Origin of the sequence: Psychrobacter sp. MES7-P7E (assembly GCF_002863645.1) — a bacterium.
In the GTDB taxonomy this organism is placed as follows: domain Bacteria; phylum Pseudomonadota; class Gammaproteobacteria; order Pseudomonadales; family Moraxellaceae; genus Psychrobacter.
Window position 1 is genome coordinate 22,275 of the sequence record NZ_PJBU01000072.1, and the last position, 22,282, is coordinate 44,556.

General features: G+C 44.2%; 16 protein-coding genes. 10 read left to right on the forward strand and 6 right to left on the reverse strand.

The window, feature by feature from the left end:
- Window positions 1-197 precede the first annotated feature (197 nt).
- Complete coding sequence (gene mnmA, locus CXF62_RS02850) at window positions 198-1,424, reverse strand: tRNA 2-thiouridine(34) synthase MnmA (RefSeq protein ID WP_102092829.1); 1,227 nt, start codon at window positions 1,422-1,424, stop codon at window positions 198-200.
- Between the two features lie 260 nt (window positions 1,425-1,684).
- On the opposite strand from mnmA, the gene ispF reads away from it, so the two are divergent.
- The 5 genes from ispF (at window position 1,685) to CXF62_RS02875 (ending at window position 7,001) form a co-directional block, all read left to right on the forward strand.
- Window positions 1,685-2,188, forward strand: coding sequence for a 2-C-methyl-D-erythritol 2,4-cyclodiphosphate synthase (ispF, locus tag CXF62_RS02855; RefSeq protein ID WP_102092830.1), 504 nt, complete (start codon window positions 1,685-1,687; stop codon window positions 2,186-2,188).
- Window positions 2,189-2,305: 117 nt separating this feature from the next.
- Entirely contained in the window at window positions 2,306-2,656 is a 351-nt protein-coding gene (gene grxD, locus CXF62_RS02860) for a Grx4 family monothiol glutaredoxin (protein WP_057759647.1), read from the forward strand.
- Window positions 2,657-2,922: 266 nt separating this feature from the next.
- A complete protein-coding gene (locus CXF62_RS02865) occupies window positions 2,923-3,483 on the forward strand; it encodes a hypothetical protein (protein ID WP_102092831.1) in 561 nt (186 codons plus the stop codon).
- Between the two features lie 422 nt (window positions 3,484-3,905).
- On the forward strand, window positions 3,906-5,801 hold the full coding sequence (gene mnmG, locus CXF62_RS02870) for a tRNA uridine-5-carboxymethylaminomethyl(34) synthesis enzyme MnmG (RefSeq protein ID WP_102092832.1): 1,896 nt from the start codon (window positions 3,906-3,908) through the stop codon (window positions 5,799-5,801).
- Window positions 5,802-6,041: 240 nt separating this feature from the next.
- A complete protein-coding gene (locus CXF62_RS02875) occupies window positions 6,042-7,001 on the forward strand; it encodes an AEC family transporter (RefSeq protein WP_101204815.1) in 960 nt (319 codons plus the stop codon).
- A gap of 110 nt (window positions 7,002-7,111) precedes the next feature.
- Here CXF62_RS02875 and CXF62_RS14670 read toward each other — a convergent pair whose 3' ends face one another.
- From CXF62_RS14670 to katG, 5 genes are all read right to left on the reverse strand, one after another.
- Window positions 7,112-7,276 (reverse strand): hypothetical protein, encoded by a 165-nt coding sequence (locus tag CXF62_RS14670; RefSeq protein ID WP_156410686.1) that lies wholly within the window; start codon window positions 7,274-7,276, stop codon window positions 7,112-7,114.
- A gap of 48 nt (window positions 7,277-7,324) precedes the next feature.
- Window positions 7,325-8,326, reverse strand: a complete 1,002-nt coding sequence (locus CXF62_RS02880) for an LLM class flavin-dependent oxidoreductase (RefSeq protein WP_102092171.1) — start codon at window positions 8,324-8,326, stop codon at window positions 7,325-7,327.
- 347 nt (window positions 8,327-8,673) lie between these two features.
- Window positions 8,674-11,208: a membrane-bound PQQ-dependent dehydrogenase, glucose/quinate/shikimate family gene (locus CXF62_RS02885; protein WP_102092833.1), complete on the reverse strand. Its 2,535-nt coding sequence runs from the start codon at window positions 11,206-11,208 to the stop codon at window positions 8,674-8,676.
- Between the two features lie 204 nt (window positions 11,209-11,412).
- Window positions 11,413-12,342 carry a LysR substrate-binding domain-containing protein gene (locus CXF62_RS02890; RefSeq protein ID WP_057759664.1) on the reverse strand — a complete coding sequence of 310 codons (930 nt, stop codon included), beginning with the start codon at window positions 12,340-12,342 and terminating at the stop codon, window positions 11,413-11,415.
- A gap of 379 nt (window positions 12,343-12,721) precedes the next feature.
- Complete coding sequence (gene katG / locus CXF62_RS02895; RefSeq protein WP_102092877.1) at window positions 12,722-14,905, reverse strand: catalase/peroxidase HPI; 2,184 nt, start codon at window positions 14,903-14,905, stop codon at window positions 12,722-12,724.
- Between the two features lie 783 nt (window positions 14,906-15,688).
- Between katG and CXF62_RS02900 the strand changes: the two genes are divergently transcribed.
- The 5 genes from CXF62_RS02900 (at window position 15,689) to CXF62_RS02920 (ending at window position 22,277) form a co-directional block, all read left to right on the forward strand.
- Window positions 15,689-17,605 carry an AmpG family muropeptide MFS transporter gene (locus CXF62_RS02900; protein ID WP_102092834.1) on the forward strand — a complete coding sequence of 639 codons (1,917 nt, stop codon included), beginning with the start codon at window positions 15,689-15,691 and terminating at the stop codon, window positions 17,603-17,605.
- A 50-nt stretch (window positions 17,606-17,655) separates the two neighbouring features.
- Window positions 17,656-18,528, forward strand: a complete 873-nt coding sequence (gene prmC / locus CXF62_RS02905; RefSeq protein WP_102092835.1) for a peptide chain release factor N(5)-glutamine methyltransferase — start codon at window positions 17,656-17,658, stop codon at window positions 18,526-18,528.
- A 47-nt stretch (window positions 18,529-18,575) separates the two neighbouring features.
- Complete coding sequence (locus CXF62_RS02910) at window positions 18,576-19,379, forward strand: HesA/MoeB/ThiF family protein (protein WP_416220483.1); 804 nt, start codon at window positions 18,576-18,578, stop codon at window positions 19,377-19,379.
- A 170-nt stretch (window positions 19,380-19,549) separates the two neighbouring features.
- Window positions 19,550-20,893, forward strand: coding sequence for an ABC1 kinase family protein (locus tag CXF62_RS02915; RefSeq protein WP_102092837.1), 1,344 nt, complete (start codon window positions 19,550-19,552; stop codon window positions 20,891-20,893).
- Between the two features lie 127 nt (window positions 20,894-21,020).
- Window positions 21,021-22,277 carry a YbfB/YjiJ family MFS transporter gene (locus CXF62_RS02920; protein ID WP_102092838.1) on the forward strand — a complete coding sequence of 419 codons (1,257 nt, stop codon included), beginning with the start codon at window positions 21,021-21,023 and terminating at the stop codon, window positions 22,275-22,277.
- The last annotated feature ends 5 nt before the right edge of the window (window positions 22,278-22,282 follow it).

Sequence of the window (22,282 nt, forward strand, 5' to 3'; positions counted from 1 at the left end):
GTTATGAAATAAAAAACTGCAAGAGTCTAGATAAAAAATTACCATATAAAAAACGACGTCGAAATCGTTGCGCGTAATATAGCAGAAATATGATATTAAAAAAGCGGTCTATGCAAATAAAGCGATGTTGACGCTCGTTAAAATTATGTTATTTACTGCATCAACATCTGTGCTTTAGGTTGGGTATTAGGAGTCAATTAGAATCCGCAAGGTGCATCGATAGATTCAATCACGCCACCGCCTAGACATACTTCATCGATATAAAATACCGCTGATTGTCCAGGAGTGACAGCGCGCTGTGGCTCATCAAATACCACGCGCACTTCGCTGCCATCAGCATTGGTCGCAAATACGCGACACGCTTGATCTGGCTGGCGATAGCGAGACTTTTCCATACAGGCTAGGCCTTCGTCGCTAAACACATCCGCAGGTGGTAAACCATCAATCCAATCAAGCTTATAGGCTTTTAGCTCGTTGCTCATTAGCATGGGATGTTCATGCCCTTGACCGACGATTAAACGGTTTTTCTCTAAGTCTTTTGCCAATACAAACCACGGTGCCTCTACACGGTCTTTAACCCCGCCAATGCCGATGCCGCCGCGTTGACCCAGTGTGTAATACATGAGGCCGTCATGAGTGCCGATGACTTTATTATCATCAGTAAGTATCTCTCCTTTTTGGGCAGGTAAGTATTGCTGTAAGAAGTCTTTAAAACGGCGTTCACCAATAAAGCAAATGCCTGTAGAATCTTTCTTTTTAGCCGTCGCTAGGTCATACTCTTCAGCGATCTGACGTACTACTGGCTTTTCAAGCTCACCAACTGGGAATAGCGTTTTGGCGATTTTGTCACCGCCAACCGCATGTAAGAAATAGCTTTGATCTTTGTTATTATCAAGACCGCGTAAGAGCTGAGCAACCTCAGTGCCGTCATTATTTTTGTAATTCACACTGCGGCGCGTATAGTGACCTGTAGCGATATAATCTGCACCAAGGGTCAACGCATAGTCCAAAAACGCCTTAAACTTGATTTCTTTGTTGCACAAGATATCAGGGTTTGGGGTGCGTCCTGCTTTATATTCTGCCAAAAAGTGCTCGAATACGCGATCCCAATATTCCATAGCAAAATTGGCCGTGTGCAGCTTCATACCGATTTTGTCACATACGGCTTGCGCGTCTGCTAGATCATCCATCGCCGTACAGTATTCGGTACCGTCATCTTCTTCCCAGTTCTTCATAAACAAGCCTTCGACCTTGAAGCCTGCCTGTTGAAGTAATACGGCTGATACAGAAGAATCGACCCCACCTGACATACCGACAATCACATGCTTGGTGCTAGGATTTTCGACATCAGCAAGTGTTAAAGGGTGATGAGCATTAAAAGACTCAGAAACGGTTGTGCTTGAGGTATTTTGTATGGCTGACATAAAACGGCTCAACTATTTATACGTTATCCAAATTACATGCCGACGCCAAGTGTTATGCAATCACTACAATACGTAGTCTCAGCACAACAACGTCAGCTTGTCTTTTGGATCTGGTATTATGATAAAATAAACGTCATATTATACCAGTTAATTGAAACTGGTGGCGACCGATGGTGTCTGGCTACTAGTAAAACCACTTTGAAAATTCAGATAGTGGTTTTGAATTATTTTAATCACCTTTAACTCATCTTGGAATAATAATGATAAAAATTGGTCAAGGTATCGACGTTCATGCTTTTCATAATAATGGTCAGCAGCAACAATATGTCATTCTAGCGGGCGTGCCTATTGAGCATACTCACAGTTTGCTCGCACACTCTGATGGGGATGTGGTGTTACATGCATTGGCTGATGCGCTGCTTGGTGCCTTAGCACTTGGTGATATCGGGCAGCATTTTCCCGATACCGATGCGGCACATGCTGGATTGGATTCACGAGTACTGCTGCGTTATGTTTATAGTAAAGTGCAAGAGGCTGGTTACAGCCTAGGCAATGCTGATATTACGGTGATGTGTGAGCGTCCAAAGTTAGCGCCGCATAATCTAGCAATGCGTACCAATATCGCTAGTGACCTGCAAACGGATATTAGCAATATCAGTGTGAAAGCGACCACGACTGAAAAATTGGGATTTACGGGTCGTCAAGAGGGCATCATGGCCAATGCCGTGGTATTATTAGTCCCTAATGCTATCGAACCTACATAGATCGAAAATTCGTGCTTGTAATATAGCGGCAGTCGCCCCATGTATCAGCCACGTCTTTACACAATTATTTTATATAAATAATCATTTTAATGAACCGCTTTATCAATAGGAGCTTTTATGAGTGAGCAAACCCCAAACACTGCTGCAAACGACGTTGAACAATTGATCCGTGATCAAATCCGTGACAATAAAGTTATTATCTACATGAAAGGTACACCGCAATTTCCACAGTGTGGCTTTTCAGCGCGCTCTATCGAAGTGTTGACTCAGATTGGTCGTCCATTTGCGTTTGTAAACATTTTAGAAAACCCAGAAATCCGTGCAACGTTGCCAAAAATTGCTAACTGGCCAACTTTCCCGCAATTATGGATTGATGGCGAGTTGATGGGTGGATCAGACATCATCCTGCAAATGTATCAATCAGGCGAGCTAAAGCCATTGGTTGAAGCAAACAGCCCTGCTGCTTAATACTTGAGAGTGTTGGTTAGATGTCTTTGATGTCTAATTAGCCTTTGTAAGATATGAGCACAGAAAACCCAAATAGTCATTTAATGGCTATTTGGGTTTTTTATTGTCGCTATTAGTGTTGTTAGTAGCGTATCTATTCTTGTTCCCATTAGTATTTTCACGCGCCTATATCATTAGGATTCGTTGTTTTTATAGGATTTACCCCCATATAGTGTCCAAGATATCAGCGATATAAATAATAATTAACAGGTGAGTAAGAGAGCTTTATGAATAACCAAACCAGCGAACAGTTAAACGAGCAAAGAGAAGCGGCTGAGCAGGCGGTGATTGAAAAACGTCGTGAGCGTTTAAAAAACGAATCTACGCGGATCATTGAGATTGCTAATAATGAGTCATACTCAGCACTGAAGTGTATTCATCAGCTTAGTGTGGCGGGCGGTGCAACTGAAGCGACCTATATCGCTATTGAACAGCGCATTGTTGTGGACCAAGATCCAGCAGGTGCTTATCACTTGGCGTTGTTGGCTCAAAACACGCCAGATTTGCCAATCGATGCTCGTCAACTTATCGAATTAATAGTCAACAAGGGTGATAACCATCAGCGCTTGGCCTTGCTCAAAAACTTACCATTACCGCCAGTTGAGCTCATCAAAGCGCAGATTTTAGCGAGTGATGATGGTGAGGCGATTGGTCAAATGAATGCGTATCTACAGATAAACCCAGAAGGGTATGGTAGCCATCATATGCTGTCTAGCGGTCAATCGGATCAGATCGTACCGCTTAGCCCTGGCAACAATAACCAAAATGATAATCAAAACAGTAATTAGTAAGGCAACAACTAGCACTAGCAAGACAGTAACTAGAGTAGAGAAATTTTCGCTTAATTTTAATAGTTTTTGTTCTAACGTTTTTTAAGTATCAAAAAATTGTTATAATTATGGGTTATTCAGGGCGTGTCCTTAATCTGAACAAAAGCATCTGAATGGACTAAAAATGGTTAAATATTGCCAAACTATGTCAAATAGCTGGTTAATATCCTGATATTATCTGCGCTATTTTCCTTGTTTGTCTGCAATTTACCTCATTCTTATCACCATTTTCAAAATAAGAACACGCCCTAACCAATTATGAACGACTTATCTGAGTCGTTATCTTCTTATAAATTCGACTGACGTTTATTTGCTGATTGTTTTCTTATTTGAACATAGGATATGGCAATCAGCAGCGTTATGAGTCAAGTGAGGCACACATGCAATACCCAAAACATTACGACGTGATAGTGATCGGCGGTGGTCATGCTGGTACAGAAGCTGCTCTGGCAGCTGCACGTATGGGCGCACAGACCTTATTGTTGACGCATAATATTGAGACGCTCGGGCAGATGAGTTGTAACCCTGCGATTGGTGGTATCGGTAAATCGCATCTGGTACGTGAGATTGATGCGTTAGGCGGCGCAATGGCGCTGGCGACAGATAAAGCAGGTATCCAGTTTCGCGTACTAAACAGTCGTAAAGGGGCTGCCGTTCGTGCCACGCGTGCGCAAGCAGACCGTATCTTGTATAAAGCAGCTATCCGTCATACGTTAGAAAATCAGCCAAATCTGGATATATTTCAACAAGCTGCTGATGATATCTTGGTCGAAAACGGCCGTGCGACGGCAGTCGTGACTTCTACAGGTATTGTCTTTAAGACCGAAACAGTGGTATTGACTTCAGGGACTTTCTTAGGCGGCGTTATCCATATCGGTTTGGAGAACTCAAAGGGTGGCCGCGCAGGGGATCAGCCTTCTATCAAATTGGCAGATCGTTTACGTGAGCTTAAGCTGCCAGTTGGTCGTCTGAAGACAGGTACGCCGGCACGTATCGATGCGCGTAGTGTTGATTTCAGCGTGATGACTGTACAGCCGGGTGATACGCCGTTGCCAGTGATGAGCTATATGGGTGACGTCTCTATGCATCCTGAGCAGGTCAATTGTTATATAACCCATACCAATGCGCGTACTCATGACATTATTCGTGAAAACCTTGACCGTTCACCAATGTTCTCTGGCAAAATCGAAGGCGTAGGCCCGCGTTATTGCCCATCTATCGAAGATAAAATTCATCGCTTTGCGGATAAAGACAGCCATCAGATTTTCATCGAGCCAGAAGGTCTGACCACGCATGAGCTATATCCGAATGGTATTTCGACCAGTTTGCCATTCGATGTACAATTAGACTTTATCCATAGCATGAAAGGCTTAGAAAATGCGCATATTACTCGTCCCGGTTATGCGATTGAGTATGATTACTTTGATCCACAAAACCTAAAGCCTACGCTTGAAACCAAGTCGATTGATCGTCTGTACTTTGCGGGTCAGATCAACGGTACGACAGGCTATGAAGAAGCGGGCGTACAAGGTTTGCTCGCAGGTACCAATGCGGCATTTGTCACTACTAACAATAGCGAATTTGACACGTGGACACCGCGCCGCGATGAAGCGTATCTTGGGGTGCTTGTCGATGACTTGATTACCCATGGTACTACCGAGCCATACCGTATGTTTACGAGCCGCGCAGAGTATCGTTTATTGCTGCGTGAAGACAATGCAGATCAGCGTTTGACAGAGACTGGTCGTAAGCTAGGTCTAGTAGACGATGTACGCTGGCAGGCCTATCAAGAAAAAATGGAAGCTATCGCGACAGAAACTTCACGCCTAAAAGATATGTGGGCCACGCCTGCTAATGCTTTAGGTAAGCAAGTAGCCGAGCAAACAGGTGAAGTGCTGTCTAAAGAGTCGACCGCCTTCGATTTGCTAAAGCGTCCGCAAATACATTTTGCTGATATCGCGGCTATCACGGACTCAACTGTTGATACACAAGTAGGTGAGCAGATAGAGATTTCTGTTAAATATGCAGGCTATATCGATCGCCAGCAAGAAGACATCGATCAGATGAAACGTCTCGAGAATACCGCACTACCGATGGACTTTGACTATAGCGTCGTATCTGGACTATCAAATGAGATTGTACAGAAACTCACGCAAGTCCGTCCTTCGACTTTAGCCCAAGCCGGACGAGTGAGTGGGGTTACACCTGCCGCCATTCAGTTATTGGCGATGACGGTTAAAAAGCATAAAAAAGCAAAAGCTGCATTGGACTCATAATAGCTATGCAATAAAGCCTTTTATAATAAAGCACTTATAGTATAAATAGCCCGTAACGATGTTTCGTTACGGGCTTTTGTTTATCAAAAAAAAAGATCGATTTTGAAAGAAAATCATATGTAGCCTTGTCCTACTTGCTACTTTGTCTCTATACTAGGTCAGTGAATTTTCTTACTACTTGTTAATTTGTCTCGCTGATGTCCATATATTTATGGGCTTGTCACCGAACTGAGTCTACTTATGATTGATGCTATTGTTTTTGCTATTACCATTGTCTTACCCAACCTTGCCTTAATGTGGTTGGGTTTTTTTATGCAACGACGCGGTGAGGCAAGCCAAACTTTTATCGATCAGGCATCAAGTTTTGTCTTTAATTATTGCTTGCCGTGTTTATTGTTTTTTAGCGTGGTCGATAGCGACGTCGATTATGGTAAGCAAATTACGCTTATTCTTGTTGGTATCTTGGTGACGTTTATATTATTTATTGGCGCAGAGTTTTATGCCAAACGCTTCGTCAAGCGTCCTGAAGACCAAGGTGTGTTTGTACAAGGCGTATTCCGTAGCAACATGGCCATCATTGGCCTTGCAACCGTGGCCAACGCTTACGGCGCACAAGGGTTAAGTATCGGTGCTGTCTATATGGGCGTGGTAACGATACTGTTTAATATCTTGGCAGTCATTACCTTGAGCCGCGTATCCAAAAGTGTAGATGACACATGGATTAGTCGCGGTACGATGATCGTAAAAAAATTGCTAACCAATCCTCTAATTTTGGCATTGGTTGGGGCATTCGTCTACAAAGCATTGCCGTTACCACCGCTTACTGGGGTAATTCATACCACTGGTGACTTACTGGCAGCGGTGGCTCTGCCGCTAGCACTGATCTGTGCAGGTGCTAGTATTAACCTAAAGTCTATGTTGCATCCTTCGGGCTTATCCATGCAGGCGAGTATTGGGCGAATTGTCATTGCACCATTGATTGCGATCGCTGTTGGGCTCGGATTTGGACTATCAGGCGTGCATATGGGTGTGTTATTCTTGATGGTCGCATCGCCCACAGCTGCAGCCAGCTATGTCATGGCAAAAGCAATGGGTGGTAATGATGTATTGGCGGCTAATATTTTGGCATTTACCACTGTTGTTGGCATGTTTGGTATGGCGATTGGGGCAGCGACGTTACGTGCGCTTGGATTGATGTAATGCAGATTTTATACTATCTTTAAATAAGCAAGTACTTTCGCTTTATCTAATTTTGATAGTCTTAAAAAAGCCCTCTTTTCAAATAAGAAAAGAGGGCTTTTGGTATTAATCTAGCGTTCGCTATTACGCTTGTCTTCACGGCGCTGCTTGCGCTTTGGGCTAGTACGATAGGTCAGATAACCACCGATAGCCATAACGGCAAGAAAGGCGACGATATACATAAATATCGACGAGCCAATCATGAGCGATGCACCGATAATGGGAGTTGCTTCCATGTCAAAAATCCAGTTAAGGTTCATCAATAATTATGCAAGTGTCTCATTTCATTGTAAAGTAAATAAGTTTAGCTCCGGTGTAAGTTCAAGTGAACGGATACGGGCAGCTTGGTCATATATATTGGCCGTCACAATCAGCTCATCTGGCTGATAGGTTGCCAAAAACGCAGCGAGTCTTGGTTTGACCGTGTCGACAGAGCCAATGAATGATACTGACAATGCATTGTCTACCATCATTTTCTCTGCTTGACTCCAGATACTGTCCATATCGTGGGTAGGCTTAGGCATTTGACCTGTTTCGCCACGACGCAGACGTACAAAACTCTGCTGTGCTGAAGTAAAATGATACTCGGCGGTCGCATCATCATCAGCCAGCAATAAGTTTGCAGCTAGCATCACATAAGGCTTATCTAGATAGACAGACGGTTTAAACTGTTCACGGTAAGCCTCAATTGCTTGCCCAAGCATTTGCGGGGCAAAGTGAGAGGCAAACACATAAGGTAGTCCCAAATGTGCAGCCAAAGTCGCACCAAATAGAGAAGAGCCTAATATCCAAATCGGTATGCCTGATTTTGCGCCAGGGAATGCCTGTACAGGGCTGCCATCTGTATCATTACCTAAGAAATACATCAGCTCTTGCACATCTTGTGGAAAGCGTTCGGCATCTTTCATTTGTCGACGAAGTGCCTGAAACGTCGCACCATCAGTACCAGGTGCACGGCCTAGGCCTAGGTCCACACGGTCACCATATAATGCCTGCAAAGTACCAAACTGCTCAGCAATCACGAGAGGGGCATGGTTCGGTAGCATAACGCCGCCAGCACCAATACGGATACGGTCGGTTTTACTACCGATATGCGATAGTAGTACTGAGGTGGCTGCACTGGCGATGCCCGGCATATTGTGATGCTCTGCCATCCAGTAGCGGTTTAAGCCTGATTTTTCTGCTTGCTGCGCGGTTTCCACTGTTTGGGCGATGCCTTCAGCGATGGTTTTGCCTTGAGGTACAGGCGCAAGATCTAAAAAAGATAAAGGGATTTTATTACTCATAAATGTTCCAGTAGTGTGTAAATTATTTTCTACTGATATGCTTATAGACAGTGGTAGTTTCAAGTGCCGCTAGTCACTGTTAATGAATCATAACAAATTCAGTTAATTCTGTTTTTAAGCTTGCTTAACAATTATTAAGGTGTATTTATAAAGGTTGTCGTTTGTCAAAATAAGCGATAAATAAACCATAAGTAAGGTAATAAAAGGATTTAGCAGCATTATACTATGGCATTAAAAAAAGATGGCATTAAAAAAAGCAGGCAACCTAAGTTACCTGCTTCTCTAATTATAAGATTATAATATAATGGTTATTTAATTTATCATTATCTTAAGAACCAAATGCAACATTATTTATCTTGGTCGCTAAGTTTGTAAGCTAAGACATAATCACCGATGGTTGTTCCAACTGAACCATGACCACCTGCAACCAATACGACCATTTGCTCACCTTTAGAGTTTAAGTAAGTCATTGGCGTGGCTTGACCACCTGCTGGAATACGGACATTCCATAGCACGTCGCCATTTTTTAAGTCATAAGCTCGGAAGTTGTTTTCTGTCGCCGCTGACAAGAATGCGACGCCGCCTTTAGTGATGATAGGTCCACCGATACCAGGTACGCCCAGTTCCAGTTTGATAGGAATAGGAGACAAGTCTTGTACCGTACCATTTTTGCGTTGATAAGCGATATCACCTGTGGCTAGGTCAGCACCAGCGATCGTGCCCCATGGTGGCTGCTGACAAGGTACGCCTAATGGTGACAAGAAGGGCCCCAATTCTACTGCATAATCTGCACCTTCATTGGCATTGACGCCTTGCTCGCCTTTATTGGTTTCTGCATCGCCCAACGTGTCTCTAGGAATGAGTTTTGAGGTAAATGCCAAGTAAGTCGGCATACCAAACATCACGCCATTCTCAGGATCGACTGCAATACCGCCCCAATTAAAGGTACCAAAGTTACCAGGATAGACCAAGCTACCATTTGTTGATGGCGGGGTATAGCGACCATCATAGTTGAGCTGATTGAACTCAATACGGCACATCATTTGATCAACAAGACTGGCACCCCACATGTCTTTTTCAGTCAGTGGTTCAGGCTCAAAGCTCAAGCCAGAATAAGGCTGAGTTGGCGCTGCGTGCTCTCCCGCTATGAGATAGCCTTGCGGTGCAGGACGTTCTTTAATCGGTACAATAGGCTCACCCGTTGCGCGGTTCAAGACGTATACATCACCTTGTTTGGTTGGTACAACTAGCGCAGGCTGTACACCATCGGCCGTATCTAGATCAAGTAAGGTTGGCTGCGCAGGCGTGTCCATGTCCCAAAGGTCATGATGGACAAACTGCTGAACCCAGCGCGCTTCACCAGTCTCGATATCTAGAGCGACAACAGACGTTGCATACTTTTCTTCAGCGGCATTTCGGTAGCTACCTAGCTGATCCGGTGTGCGGTTACCCATAGGGAAGTAGGCCAATCCAAGCTCTTCATCGGCAGTAGCGACTGACCATGAATTTGGCGAACTGGTCTTATAAGTTTGGGTTGGATCATTGACATCGAAAGGTGCTGTATTGTCAGGATCACCTGAGTCCCAGTTCCAAAGAAGCTCACCGGTATTGACATCATATGCACGGATCACACCAGAAGGCGAGTTGACGTCGTAATTGTCATTGACAGCACCAGCGACGATGATGGTATCACCCGCGATGACTGGTGGTGACGTCGAGTAATAGTAACCTGCTTGATTAAACGGCATGTTATGCATCAAGTCTAGTGCACCATCATCCCCAAAGTCTTGGCAGCGTTGCCCAGTATTTGGATCGAGTGCATATAGTTTCGCATCAGACGTTGGGATAAATATCTTGGCATCACATTGCTTAGATGCGTTTTCAAAGGTATTGCCAGCAATTTTCTGTACTTGCACGGGGCTAGCTGTACTGTTGCTATTCTCTGCTGAATTATTAGCAGCGGTAGCGATAGGGTCAGGACTGGTCGCTTGACCCGCATAATAAGATACGCCGCGACAGGTTTGGTGCTGACGTTGTAAGTTTTCCTCTACTTGAGGATCAAACTTCCACAGCGTCTCACCAGAGTCGGCATCTAGCGCTAGTACCCAGTTGTGAGGGGTACATAAGTATAAACCGTTGCCAATCTTTAATGGTGTTGCCTGATAAGTGGTCTCACCGACATCGTTAGGACCTTTGACATCACCTGTTTGGATTTGCCATGCCAGTTCTAAATCTTTGACGTTATCGGTATTGATTTTATCTAGAGGTGAGTAGCGCTGACCATAATCAGTACGACCATACGCGCTCCATTCGCCATCTGGCGTTTGCTGACCGTTTGATAACGGGTCACCAAGGTTGGCTGAGGTCTCATCTGAGCTGACGTTTTGCTCGTCATCATTTGCAGCAGTCAAGTTAAGCTCACCGAGTTTGTCAGTGGCATTATTAGCTAGACTACCAAAAGAGAGTAGTGCACCTACGATTACGCTTACGAGCAGTCCCCAATAATACAGAGGGCTTTTCTTAACGTTGTTTATAGTTGGTGTGCTATTTGAAGCTACTTGAGTTTTAGGCCCACGCATTTTGTTGGATACCCATGGCAATAGCATGAGCAAACCAAATATAAGCGGGAAGCCAACTCGAGGTGCTAGCGCCCACCAATAGAACCCAGATTCCCAAAGTGCCCAAGCCATGGTCGCTACGATAAATAGCGCATATAACCCGTAAGCACTCCAGTGTTTTTTGAACAATAAAAAAGCTGTCGTTAGTATAATGACGCCAGCAATGAGGTAGTAAGGACTACCGCCTAAGGACAATAAATAAGCGCCGCCAATGAGTAGAGGGGCGGCAAAAATTGCCATAATGATCGCTACGAATTTTTCCATGAGCGGTATCACCTGTTTACAAAAGAGCAAGTTAATATGTATTGATATTTAGTCGCAAATCAATTTCATTCGACCAAATATCAATACAAGTGTGAATAATATATAAAAGAAACATTGAATAACGTTCTAGAATCTATTTTATCATCCACAGCTCAGTCTAGTAAGGGTGAGCAAGTCTGAGATACTTTATTTAACAAATACTCATTAATTTGCAAATTGCTTTTGGCATAGCTCCATGAACGCACGTCCATATTGACGGATTTCTGCATCATCACGTACCGCCATCCAACTGGTAAAGCGACCAAAATGATCGACGGGGATGGCCGTCAGGTTTTGATAATGACTTGGCTCAAATGCCATTTCTGCGATGATACCAATACCTAGGCCTAGACCGACATAGGTGCTGATCACATCGGCATCGAGCGCCGCTAATACGATATCTGGCTCCAGCCCTGCTTCGTCGAACGTCTTGTCAATCGCGCCGCGTCCTGTAAAACCACCGTGATAGGTCACAATCGGATAGCTGGCAAGTGTGGGCAGGTCAATAGACTCTTGGCTAGCCAGTTCGTGATCACTTGGTACGATAACGCGATGCGTCCAGTCATAGTAACGATAGCATCTAAGATAATTATTATGTAATAAGGATTCAGTGGCAATACCGATATCGGCTTGACCACGGATGACCATCTGAGCGATGGTCTCAGGATCTGCCTGTTGTAAAATCAAATTTACCTTAGGGAAACGATCTTTGAACTCTTTAACCACTTGCGGCAGTACATAACGCGCTTGAGTATGGGTGGTGGCAATCGTCAACGTACCGATATTAGGATTATTAAAGTCTAAACTTAGGTTTTCAATGGTGCGGATTTCAGCAAAGATAGACTCGATATGCGGCATAAGTGCTGTGCCCATAGTGGTTAGTCCCGTCAGGCGTTTGCCTTGGCGCACAAATACTTCCGTCTTTAACTGGTTTTCTAACGCAGCAATATGCTTTGATAAGCTTGATTGACTGGTATGTAGCACGGTCGCCGCTTGGCTTAAGTTATAACCGTTAATCACCGTATGCCATACTGTTTCTAGCTGTTTGAGCTGAATCTGCAAATGCCGTTGGTTGACCACTACGTCGATTGCCATAACTTAATCCTATTGTATAAATATACAAACCTCGTCTGTATATGAAAGTAAAAATGTCTGAACATACAGTAATAAAGTAGTGTAAAACAAAGCTATTATTCTTGTATATAATAAATAGCTATCAATTTATGATAATTATGAATATAGAGTTTGTATTTTGCAATGCTAAAAAATTATTTGTTCAGTAAATGTTGTTTAGTCAGTAAGCGTTGTTTATCCAGAGAAGCCATTTGACCTAACAACTTATAAAGAGCGGTCACTATTAAGCATAAAAAACTAAGCATAAAAAAACAGCTACCTTCTAAAAGATAGCTGTTCGTTGATTATAAAGTTACTTATTACTGTTAATTAGTCGGTATTGACCAATTTCAAACTCAGCCTATTTGGCAATATCAAAGCGATCTGCATTCATAACCTTGTTCCAAGCGCGGACGAAGTCACGAACGAATTTCTCTAAGTTATCATCCTGCGCGTATAGCTCAGCATAAGCACGTAATATAGAGTTAGAGCCAAATACCAAGTCTACACGGCTTGCTTGCCATTTGACGTTTCCTGTACCACGCTCACGTACTTCGTAACTATTAGCAGTGTTGTCGGCTGCTTTTACAGGGTGCCATGTGTAGTTCATGTCTGTTAAATTGACAAAGAAGTCGTTGGTAAGCACGCCAGCACGTTCAGTAAAGACGCCATGTTGGCTCTGACCGTGGTTGGTATCAAGCACTCGCATACCACCAAGCAATACGACCATCTCAGGCGCTGTCAATCCCATTAGCTGCGTGCGATCAAGTAGCATCTCTTCTGGTGATACCGCATAGTCGCCTTGAATCCAGTTACGATAACCATCATGTAGCGGCTCTAAATCAGCGAAAGATTCGGCGTCAGTCATTTCAGCGTCAGCATCGCCGCGACCTGGATTAAACGGTACAGTAATATCTACGCCTGCATCGTTCGCTGCTTGTTCAATCGCAGCGTTACCAGCCAATACAATAAGGTCTGCTAAGCTAACGTCCTTATCAAAACCAGACTGAATACTGGTCAATGTCTCAAGTACACGCTGTAATTGTTCTGGCTCGTTGCCTGCCCAGTCTTTTTGTGGAGCTAAACGGATGCGCGCACCATTTGCACCGCCGCGATAGTCCGAAGCGCGGAATGTACGAGCGCTGTCCCATGCTGTAATGATCAACTCACGACGACTAATGTCACTGTCTAAAATCTGTGCTTTTAGCGTTGCAATATCATCAGCAGTCAAGTCCGTATTACCTGTAGGAATAGGGTCTTGCCATACAAAGTCTTCGCTCGGTACGTCGGCACCTAAGTAACGAGACTTCGGTCCCAAATCACGGTGAGTCAGTTTGAACCACGCTCTAGCGAATACTTCATCAAAGTACTCTGGGTTGTTATGGAACTTCTCTGAAATCTCACGATAGATAGGATCTTTAATCATCGCCATATCAGCATCAGTCATGATTGGGTTGCAGCGTACACTTGGATCATGCGCATCTAAAGGACGGTCTTCTTCCTCAATGTCGACAGGTTCCCACTGCCACGCACCAGCTGGACTCTTAGTCAACGCCCATTCATGGTTGAACAACAAATCAAAGTACTCATAGTTCCACTCAGTTGGATTCGTGGTCCAGGCGCCCTCGATACCACTTGAAACGGTATCACCTGCATTACCACGACCTTTAGGATTGCGCCAGCCTAGACCTTGCTCTTTGACGTCAGCGGCTTCTGGTTCATCTTCTAGTATCGTCGCATCACCATTACCGTGACACTTACCAACCGTGTGACCACCAGCGGTTAGAGCAACGGTCTCTTCGTCATTCATCGACATACGACCAAACGTAGTACGGATGTCTTGTGCGGTTTTGATTGGGTCAGGATTGCCATCAACACCTTCTGGGTTGACATAGATCAAACCCATTTGCACAGCAGCTAAAGGATTTTCTAATGATTCGCGCTCTTCATCACTGTCGTAACGGTTTTTGGTAGCAGCTAGCCATTCGCGCTCAGAACCCCAATAGATGTCTTTTTCTGGATGCCAGATATCAGCACGACCACCAGCAAAACCTAGAGTTTTAAAACCCATAGACTCATAAGCCATGTTACCTGCCAAAATCATCAAATCAGCCCAAGACAATTTATTGCCGTATTTTTTCTTGATTGGCCACAATAGACGACGTGCTTTGTCCAAGTTGACGTTATCTGGCCAGCTGTTCAATGGTGCAAAGCGTTGGTTGCCAGTATTAGAACCGCCGCGACCATCAGAACGACGATACGTACCAGCTGAATGCCATGCCATACGAATCATCAAACCACCATAGTGTCCCCAGTCAGCTGGCCACCATTCTTGCGACTCAGTCATTAGGTTTTTTAAGTCAGTCTTGACCGCTTCTAGATCTAGCTGTTTAAAAGCTTTAGCATAGTCAAAGTCTTCACCCATTGGGTCAGTCTTTTTGTCTTGCTGATGCAATATGTCTAAGTTTAGAGCATTTGGCCACCAATCTGTCGCAGCAGAAGCAGTGGTAGTGTGCGCTTGATGCATAACAGGGCAGCCACCCATACTAGGACGTTGAGCCTCGTGCGAGTTATCAACGTTTTCGCTATGGATCGTTGGGCCTTGACCATCACCCTGATCATAGGTTGTATTAGTAGGCGCATTATTATTGTTGCTTTCGTGATCTACAGGACAACGAGCAGCATCTGGGGCAGTGTTTTTGTCGGTGGTGTTATTGGTTGAGTCGGACATGGTATAACTCCTAGGCTATGATAATCGAAAGAACAAACCGTGAATCTCGGTAGTCGTTGTTTATGTACAAAGCATAACTAAGCTGAGTGGATTTATAAAACTAATATATAAGAATTATAAGTTTTAAATTACAAATCATAAAATGCTTGATGTTTTGTTTATCTCAATCATTATTAACGCCCTTGCTTATCATCGCCAGTTAAGAGTAAACCAATAGAGTGCACCTAACCAATCAAGCCTGCGTCAGTTTTACTACTACCTTTATATTACCTATAGATAATGTCATTGTCAGACATCTTTCAAAATAGAAATTAGCAATAAAAAAAAGAGCTAAGATAACCTTGGTAAAACACCGCGGTTTTTTGCGTTACTATTAAGAAATATAAGCGATTGTACATGGCCTGCAATCGCTAAGTTAATGCAAAAACATCTAGTCAAGATAAAGGTTCTCAAGTACCATAACTGGATTTTGTTGTAATCATAATATTGGTGCAACGTAGAGCAATTTTTATCGATTCTTTTGTCGATAACTGATTCTAAAGATTGATAAAAATTGTGCGCGGTTGTGTTCTTTGTCTGAATTGTTGGTGAGTTATTATGTCTGCTGTCAAATCTGTACCGCCCAATCAACCAATTGCCAAAAAGTCATGGGGCGAGGCTACAAAAGCTTATCTCGATCCTCGTGTCATTATTATGCTGTTTTTGGGGTTCTCAGCGGGTATACCTATTCTGCTGATTTTCTCAAGTCTGTCGCTATGGCTGAGAGAAGCAGGCATTGATCGTAGTGTCGTCACTATGTTCAGCTGGGCAGCACTGGGGTATTCGTTCAAGTTTATTTGGGCGCCATTGATTGATGCGCTCCCTGTACCGTTTTTGACCAAGTGGCTAGGGCGTCGTCGTAGTTGGATGGTGGTATCACAGCTGCTTATCGTGCTGGCAATCTTTTTGATGGCAAGGGTAAATCCTGTTAGCGAAGATGTCTTGTTTTATATGGCAGGCGCGGCCGTGCTGCTTGGGTTCTCTTCTGCGACGCAAGATATCGTGATTGATGCGTACCGTATTGAGCTTGCGCCGCCGTCTATGCAGTCTATCTTGTCCTCTATCTATGTGTCAGGCTACCGCATCGGTATGATTGTCGCAGGGGCAGGCGCGTTATATTTGGCTGATTATTTCGGCTCAAATGAGACGTTTTATAGTTATGAAGCATGGCGCAATACCTATTACATCATGGCAGGAGTCATGACGTTAGGGGTATTAACGACGTTTGCTAGTTATGAGCCAACCGCTGAGACCCTGCAAAGTAAAAAGCAGAAGGGTAACTTAAAAGTATTCCTAATTTATTCGGCGTTACTGCTTATCCCAGGTCTGCTGTTTGGTGTTATTTACCTGATTAATATTTTGATCAATACAGTATTTGATAGCACAGTGGCCTTGATACCACTAATGGTAATGCCAGCGATTAAATTTTACTTTTTAGCATTGGTCGCGTGCGCGCCATTGTTATTACTGTACTTTATTATTAATCAACCAAAAATCATTAACAAAGCCCCGTTGGTCGCTGAAACTCGTGAAGACTACGTCAGACTGGTAGCGTTGTTTGTATTTTCAGTGATTGCCTTTATCGCTGCTTATATATTGATGGGACAAGCCTTACCAGAGTTCGAAGGCGCGTTTTCTAGTTTCTTTGTAGAAACCTTGCACTTGTTAGTAAGCCTAGGCGCGGCAATGGCAGCAGGTTATGCACTAGTACAAGTAGGACTGGTGAAAAAAGAAGTGGCCATGGCAACATGGATCGAGCCTGTCTTAGATTTTTTCCGACGTTATGGCAAAAAAGCCCTGCTACTCTTAGCCTTGATTGGTCTATACCGTATCTCAGATATCGTCGCAGGCGTGATCTCCAACGTCTTTTATCAAGATATGGGCTTTAGCAAAACAGATATCGCCAATGCCGTAAAACTGGTCGGTGTGATTATGGCAATTGCAGGTGGCTTCTTGGGCGGGATTTTGGCTCAGCGTTTCCGTATCATGCATGCCATGATGATTGGTGCGATTTTAGCGTGTGCGACCAACCTGTTGTTTGTGGTATTGACATACAACCCAGGTAGCCTGCCGATCATGTATATGGCAGTGATATTTGATAACTTGGCTGCGGGCCTTGCGAGCGCTGTATTTATCGCTTTCTTATCAGCACTAACCTCGATTCGCTTTACCGCGGTACAGTATGCGATTTTTTCCTCACTGATGACGCTAATACCCAAAGTAATGGGTGGTTATTCTGGTGCTATCGTCGATAATATGGGTTATCCGTTTTTCTTTATCTTTACCTTCGCTATTGGTATTCCAATTCTGGCACTGATTTACTTTGTTGATAGACATATTGTCATTGGTGATAACGATGATATTTATGGCGATGACAATAATGATAGCAGCGGCGGCAATAGGGTAGGTGACAAGCTAAGCAAAACCAATCCTAACCTGACCGATACCAAAGAGCCACCACGCGCATCAGAGTAGGCTAAACAGTATTTTACCTTTATTCATTCACTGTTATTTAAGAGCTATCTATGACCATATCGACCATTCGTCAAATCAAGCAGCAGATTCAACAACTGACGAATGGTGAGTCAAATAATCGGCTACCGTCATTTTGGCTAACGGATTGGTTGTTGTGTGTCATTGATAAGCCTGCGATAGCGTTGATGACTGATGAAGATTATCAGCTAACTGATAGTGAGGTCGCACGGTTCAATGACGGCGTGGTAAAAATGCAGCAAGGCATACCGCTTGCGTACCTGACTGGGCAGCAGGAGTTTTGGTCGCTTAACTTTAGGGTAAACGAGCATACCTTGATTCCTAGGCCTGATACCGAGGTATTGGTTGAGCAGGTATTGAACTGGATAAACGCTCAGCCAATACAACTCAGTAATAAGCGATTGTTAGATTTGGGCACAGGGTCAGGTTGTATCGCGATCAGTCTTGCCCATGAACTTAAGAAAGCTAATTGGCAGGTCGTGGCAGTTGATTTATCGTCAGAGGCGCTTAAAGTTGCTCAGCATAACGCCGTGAGCAATAGCGTTGCCAATGTTGAGTTTGTCCAAAGCAGTTGGTATCAAACGTTACCTACTAACGATGAGCGGCAGTTTGATATCATCGTCTCTAACCCTCCTTATATTGACGAGACAGACGAGCATTTGGCAGGACTAACAGCTGAACCGATCAGTGCGCTCAGTGCACCCAATCAGGGTTTGGCTGATATCGAGCATATCGTCCAGCAAGCAACAATGTATTTACGTACAGGTGGGCTATTAACTATCGAGCATGGATATGATCAAGGTGATGCTGTTCGCAAGTTGTTTTTGGATAATGGTTTTGAGTCAGTACATACCGTAAAAGATTACGGTGGTAATGATCGCGTCACGCTAGGGCAAGTCCAGTAGATGGTTTTTTGATAGTAGATTTCTTTGGTTATAGGTTGTAGATGAATATGGTAGAAGAGATGGTACAGCTATCAGATGACGAGCTGCTCCGTTATGCTCGGCAAGTATTATTAGATGGTTGGGATATGGACGCTCAGCTGCGATTGAAGACAGCACGTGTGGTCATAATAGGGGCAGGCGGCCTTGGTTGTCCTGCGTCTGAGACACTGGTACGTGCTGGAGTGGGTTATACTCATCTGATCGATGACGACGAGATTGAGGCGAGCAATCTACAACGGCAAACGCTGTTCTTGCCAGAAGACGTTGGGCAGTCCAAAGCATTGACTGCAGCGCAGATGCTGGCGCGCATTAATCCTTTGATAAAGACTCGCGGCATAGTCGCACGGTTAGATGAAGACAACGCTTATGAATTGCTCGATATGGCAGCAAGCAAGCCTGACTTACTCTTAGACTGTACGGATAATTTTGCCACGCGCGACATCATTAATCGTATTAGTGTACGCTACCAAATCCCTCTATTATCTGCCTCAGCAATTGCGATGCAAGGGCAGTTAGCACTGTTCGAACCTCAGCTCGATACTGGTTGCTATCATTGCGTGTTTGGCTCAGTGGTGCTTGACGAAGCCGCTGACGAACGTACGTGTGCCAACTCTGGTGTGCTAGCCAGTACCACTGCCGTCATGGGCAATTTGCAAGCCAATACTGCACTGCAATATTTAGGATTAACCAAAAATCTACTGACAAACAAGTTGCTCATATGGGATGGTAGTCAGATGCAGCAGCGGCTGATGGGTTATCGAAAAGACCCACAGTGTCCTGTCTGTAGCAGTCCTATAGTCAACTCTCTATAAATTGGATACGGTGTCAGGCTTGCTTAGTCTACGACTTGTAGTACTTTCACTCGCCTTCCTTGTATCCAAATTATATTGAACCTACTATAACTGAGTAATCTGATTTTAACGCATTTTTATATTGTATTGCCTATCTTCAAACATTCTTCTTATTACCATAGTTGTTTTTTATGAAAATTCATCGTCCGCATTTATTAAAACATACTTTTAATGTCGTTAATCGTGTTCGCCAAACAGCGAGCGTGGCAGGTCTGTCTGCGCTAAGAGTGGCAAAAGGTGAAAAGCCTGACGCGATGCTACTCAAAGAAACCTTTGAGCAGTTAGGTACGACTTATATCAAAATCGGTCAGTTTATCGCCAGTACGCCGTCACTGTTTCCGCGTGACTATGTCAAGGCTTTCCAGAGTTGCTTGGATCAGACCACGCCATTGTCTTATGCTTATATCGAGCAAGTGCTAAAAGAGGAGCTGTCGACTGATGGCATGACGCTTGATGATACGTTTGCGCATATTGACTCAGAGCCATTAGCCTCGGCTTCTATCGCTCAAGTGCATGCAGCACGGTTGCACAATGGTGATGAAGTAGTGCTAAAGGTACAAAAGCCTGGCGTCGAGACCATCATGCAGACCGATTTGGGTGTATTACATGGCGTAACTAAGCTACTTGAAATATTGATGCCATCGATGAAATTTGCGAGTATTGCACCGATTATTGATGAGATTCGCCTGCGTATGCTTGCCGAGACTGACTTTATCGCCGAAGCACAGAACATCCGCGATTTTCAGCAGTTCTTAGCGGTATCAGGCAATACTCGTGTCGTTGCACCAACCGTCTATGAGGATCTGACCACCAAGCGTGTACTGACGATGAGCCGTCTATATGGCGTCTCTATGGTCGATGAGTCGCTCATGCGCCAATACTGTGCTGATCCTGCACAAGTCATGGCAGACACTTTAAATACATGGTTTGCCAGTCTCATGTTATGCAATAGTTTCCATGCGGATTTACACGCTGGTAATTTGATGCTATTGACTGATGGTCGTATTGGATTTTTGGATTTTGGTATTGTCGGTAAACTCAAAGCTGAGAGCTGGCGTGCGTGCATGGGCATGATGCAAGCCATGCAAGACAGCGACTATCAAGCCATGGCTCGCCATATGATTGATATGGAAATGACACATGGTGGCAATAAAGTCGATGTGGCTGCATTGGGGAATGATTTGCAGCGTATGATGACAACCATCATGGCAGAAGATAAGACCTTTACGAGCGGTGTACCTTTCAATAGTAAAGAGCAAGCCGATGAGCTTAATAAAATGATGCTGGAGATTGTCGAAGTTGGCAAACGTCATGGTATCCATTTCCCACGCGACTTTGCTCTATTGACCAAACAGATGTTGTATTTTGATCGGTTTATGCGTACGCTAGCTCCAGATATGGATATGTTTAGCGATCAGCGGGTACAAATGCTAGGGCAAGATACGGTAGAGACGCCAACGTTAGACGTATCATAGCTTTCTCGGATACTTTATGCTTGCCTACTATATTTAATAACTTCTCTATTTCTGTGTTTATTTATTACTGCTTTTGACTGTCTAACACAAAGGATTGTGTGCTAATTGCCGCAAAAATGGCGCTGTCATGATGACTGCTTTTAAAAGCCGTATGGTCCCGACGATTACCAACGAAACTGCCATTGCCTGTATCGGTATGTACTGCATGGCAGTCGTTATGGGTTATGGACGCTTTCTGTTTACTGCCACCTTACCGGATATTATGGTGCAATTGTCGCTATCAACGACCATTGCAGGCTGGCTGGCATCAATCAATTATATCGGCTACTTTATCGGTGCACTTATCGCCATGTTTGTGCCTCAGCGCTCGACATGGCAGGCGATGACGCTGTGGGCGATTATCAGTGTTGTCACCACGATGTTACTCGTCATACCAAATATGTCGCTCATGCTATGGTATGTCATTCGCTTAATCGCAGGCATTGCAAGTGGCGTGGCGATGATTCTAAGCTCATCGTTTGTCATTCAAACCCTTAGCCCTGAGCGCCGTTCTGTATTATCAGCAGTTCATTATGCAGGTATTGGCGTTGGCATTAGTGCTTCTGCCATCGTGACGTGGTGGCTATTGAAGTTAGACTATCACTTCGATGTAATTTGGCTAGTGGCAGGCGTCACCAGTTTACCGCTTGTGTGGCTGCTGTATGCAGTAAAACCAAGACAAGTAGAGACTGTTGGTTCGCAAAAGATTGATGCAAAACAGCACGTATCAGTGCATCAGACCTATGTAAACTTCAAACGCTCCTTATATGAAGCCATCTCTGGACACCATAAAGCGCTTACTTTACTTTTCGTTAGCTACGTACTGGCAGGGTTTGGTTATATTAGCTCAGCAACTTTTTTGCCCGTCATGGCAGCACAACGTCTAACAACACAGATGTATGCTGGACTCATGATTTGGTTGGTTGTTGGTATTTTTGCAATGTTGTCAAACCCCCTATGGGGCGCGCTTGCCAAACGTATCGGTGAGCTAAAAACCTTGATGGGGCTGACGGCATTGCAAGCATTTGGCATGTGCTTGCCTATATGGTTTGATGGTGCACTTGGCTTATATGGCAATGCTGCAATTTTAGGATTGACCTTTGTCGGTATGGTATCGATGACACTGACTTTATTTAAAAACATCAATCCTGCCTATTCTAATTTACTGATTGCTTTGGCAACGTTGGCTTATGCGTTAGGGCAGTTTTTGGGGCCTTTGGTCACGGTAGCGCTGGCAGGGCAGGATGGTAATTTCAATGCAGGCTTACTTGTCGCTGCTATTGGATTAATGATCGGATTTGTACTATTGGTATGGTTTCGTCGACAGTCACCAACGACCGCTTAGATCGT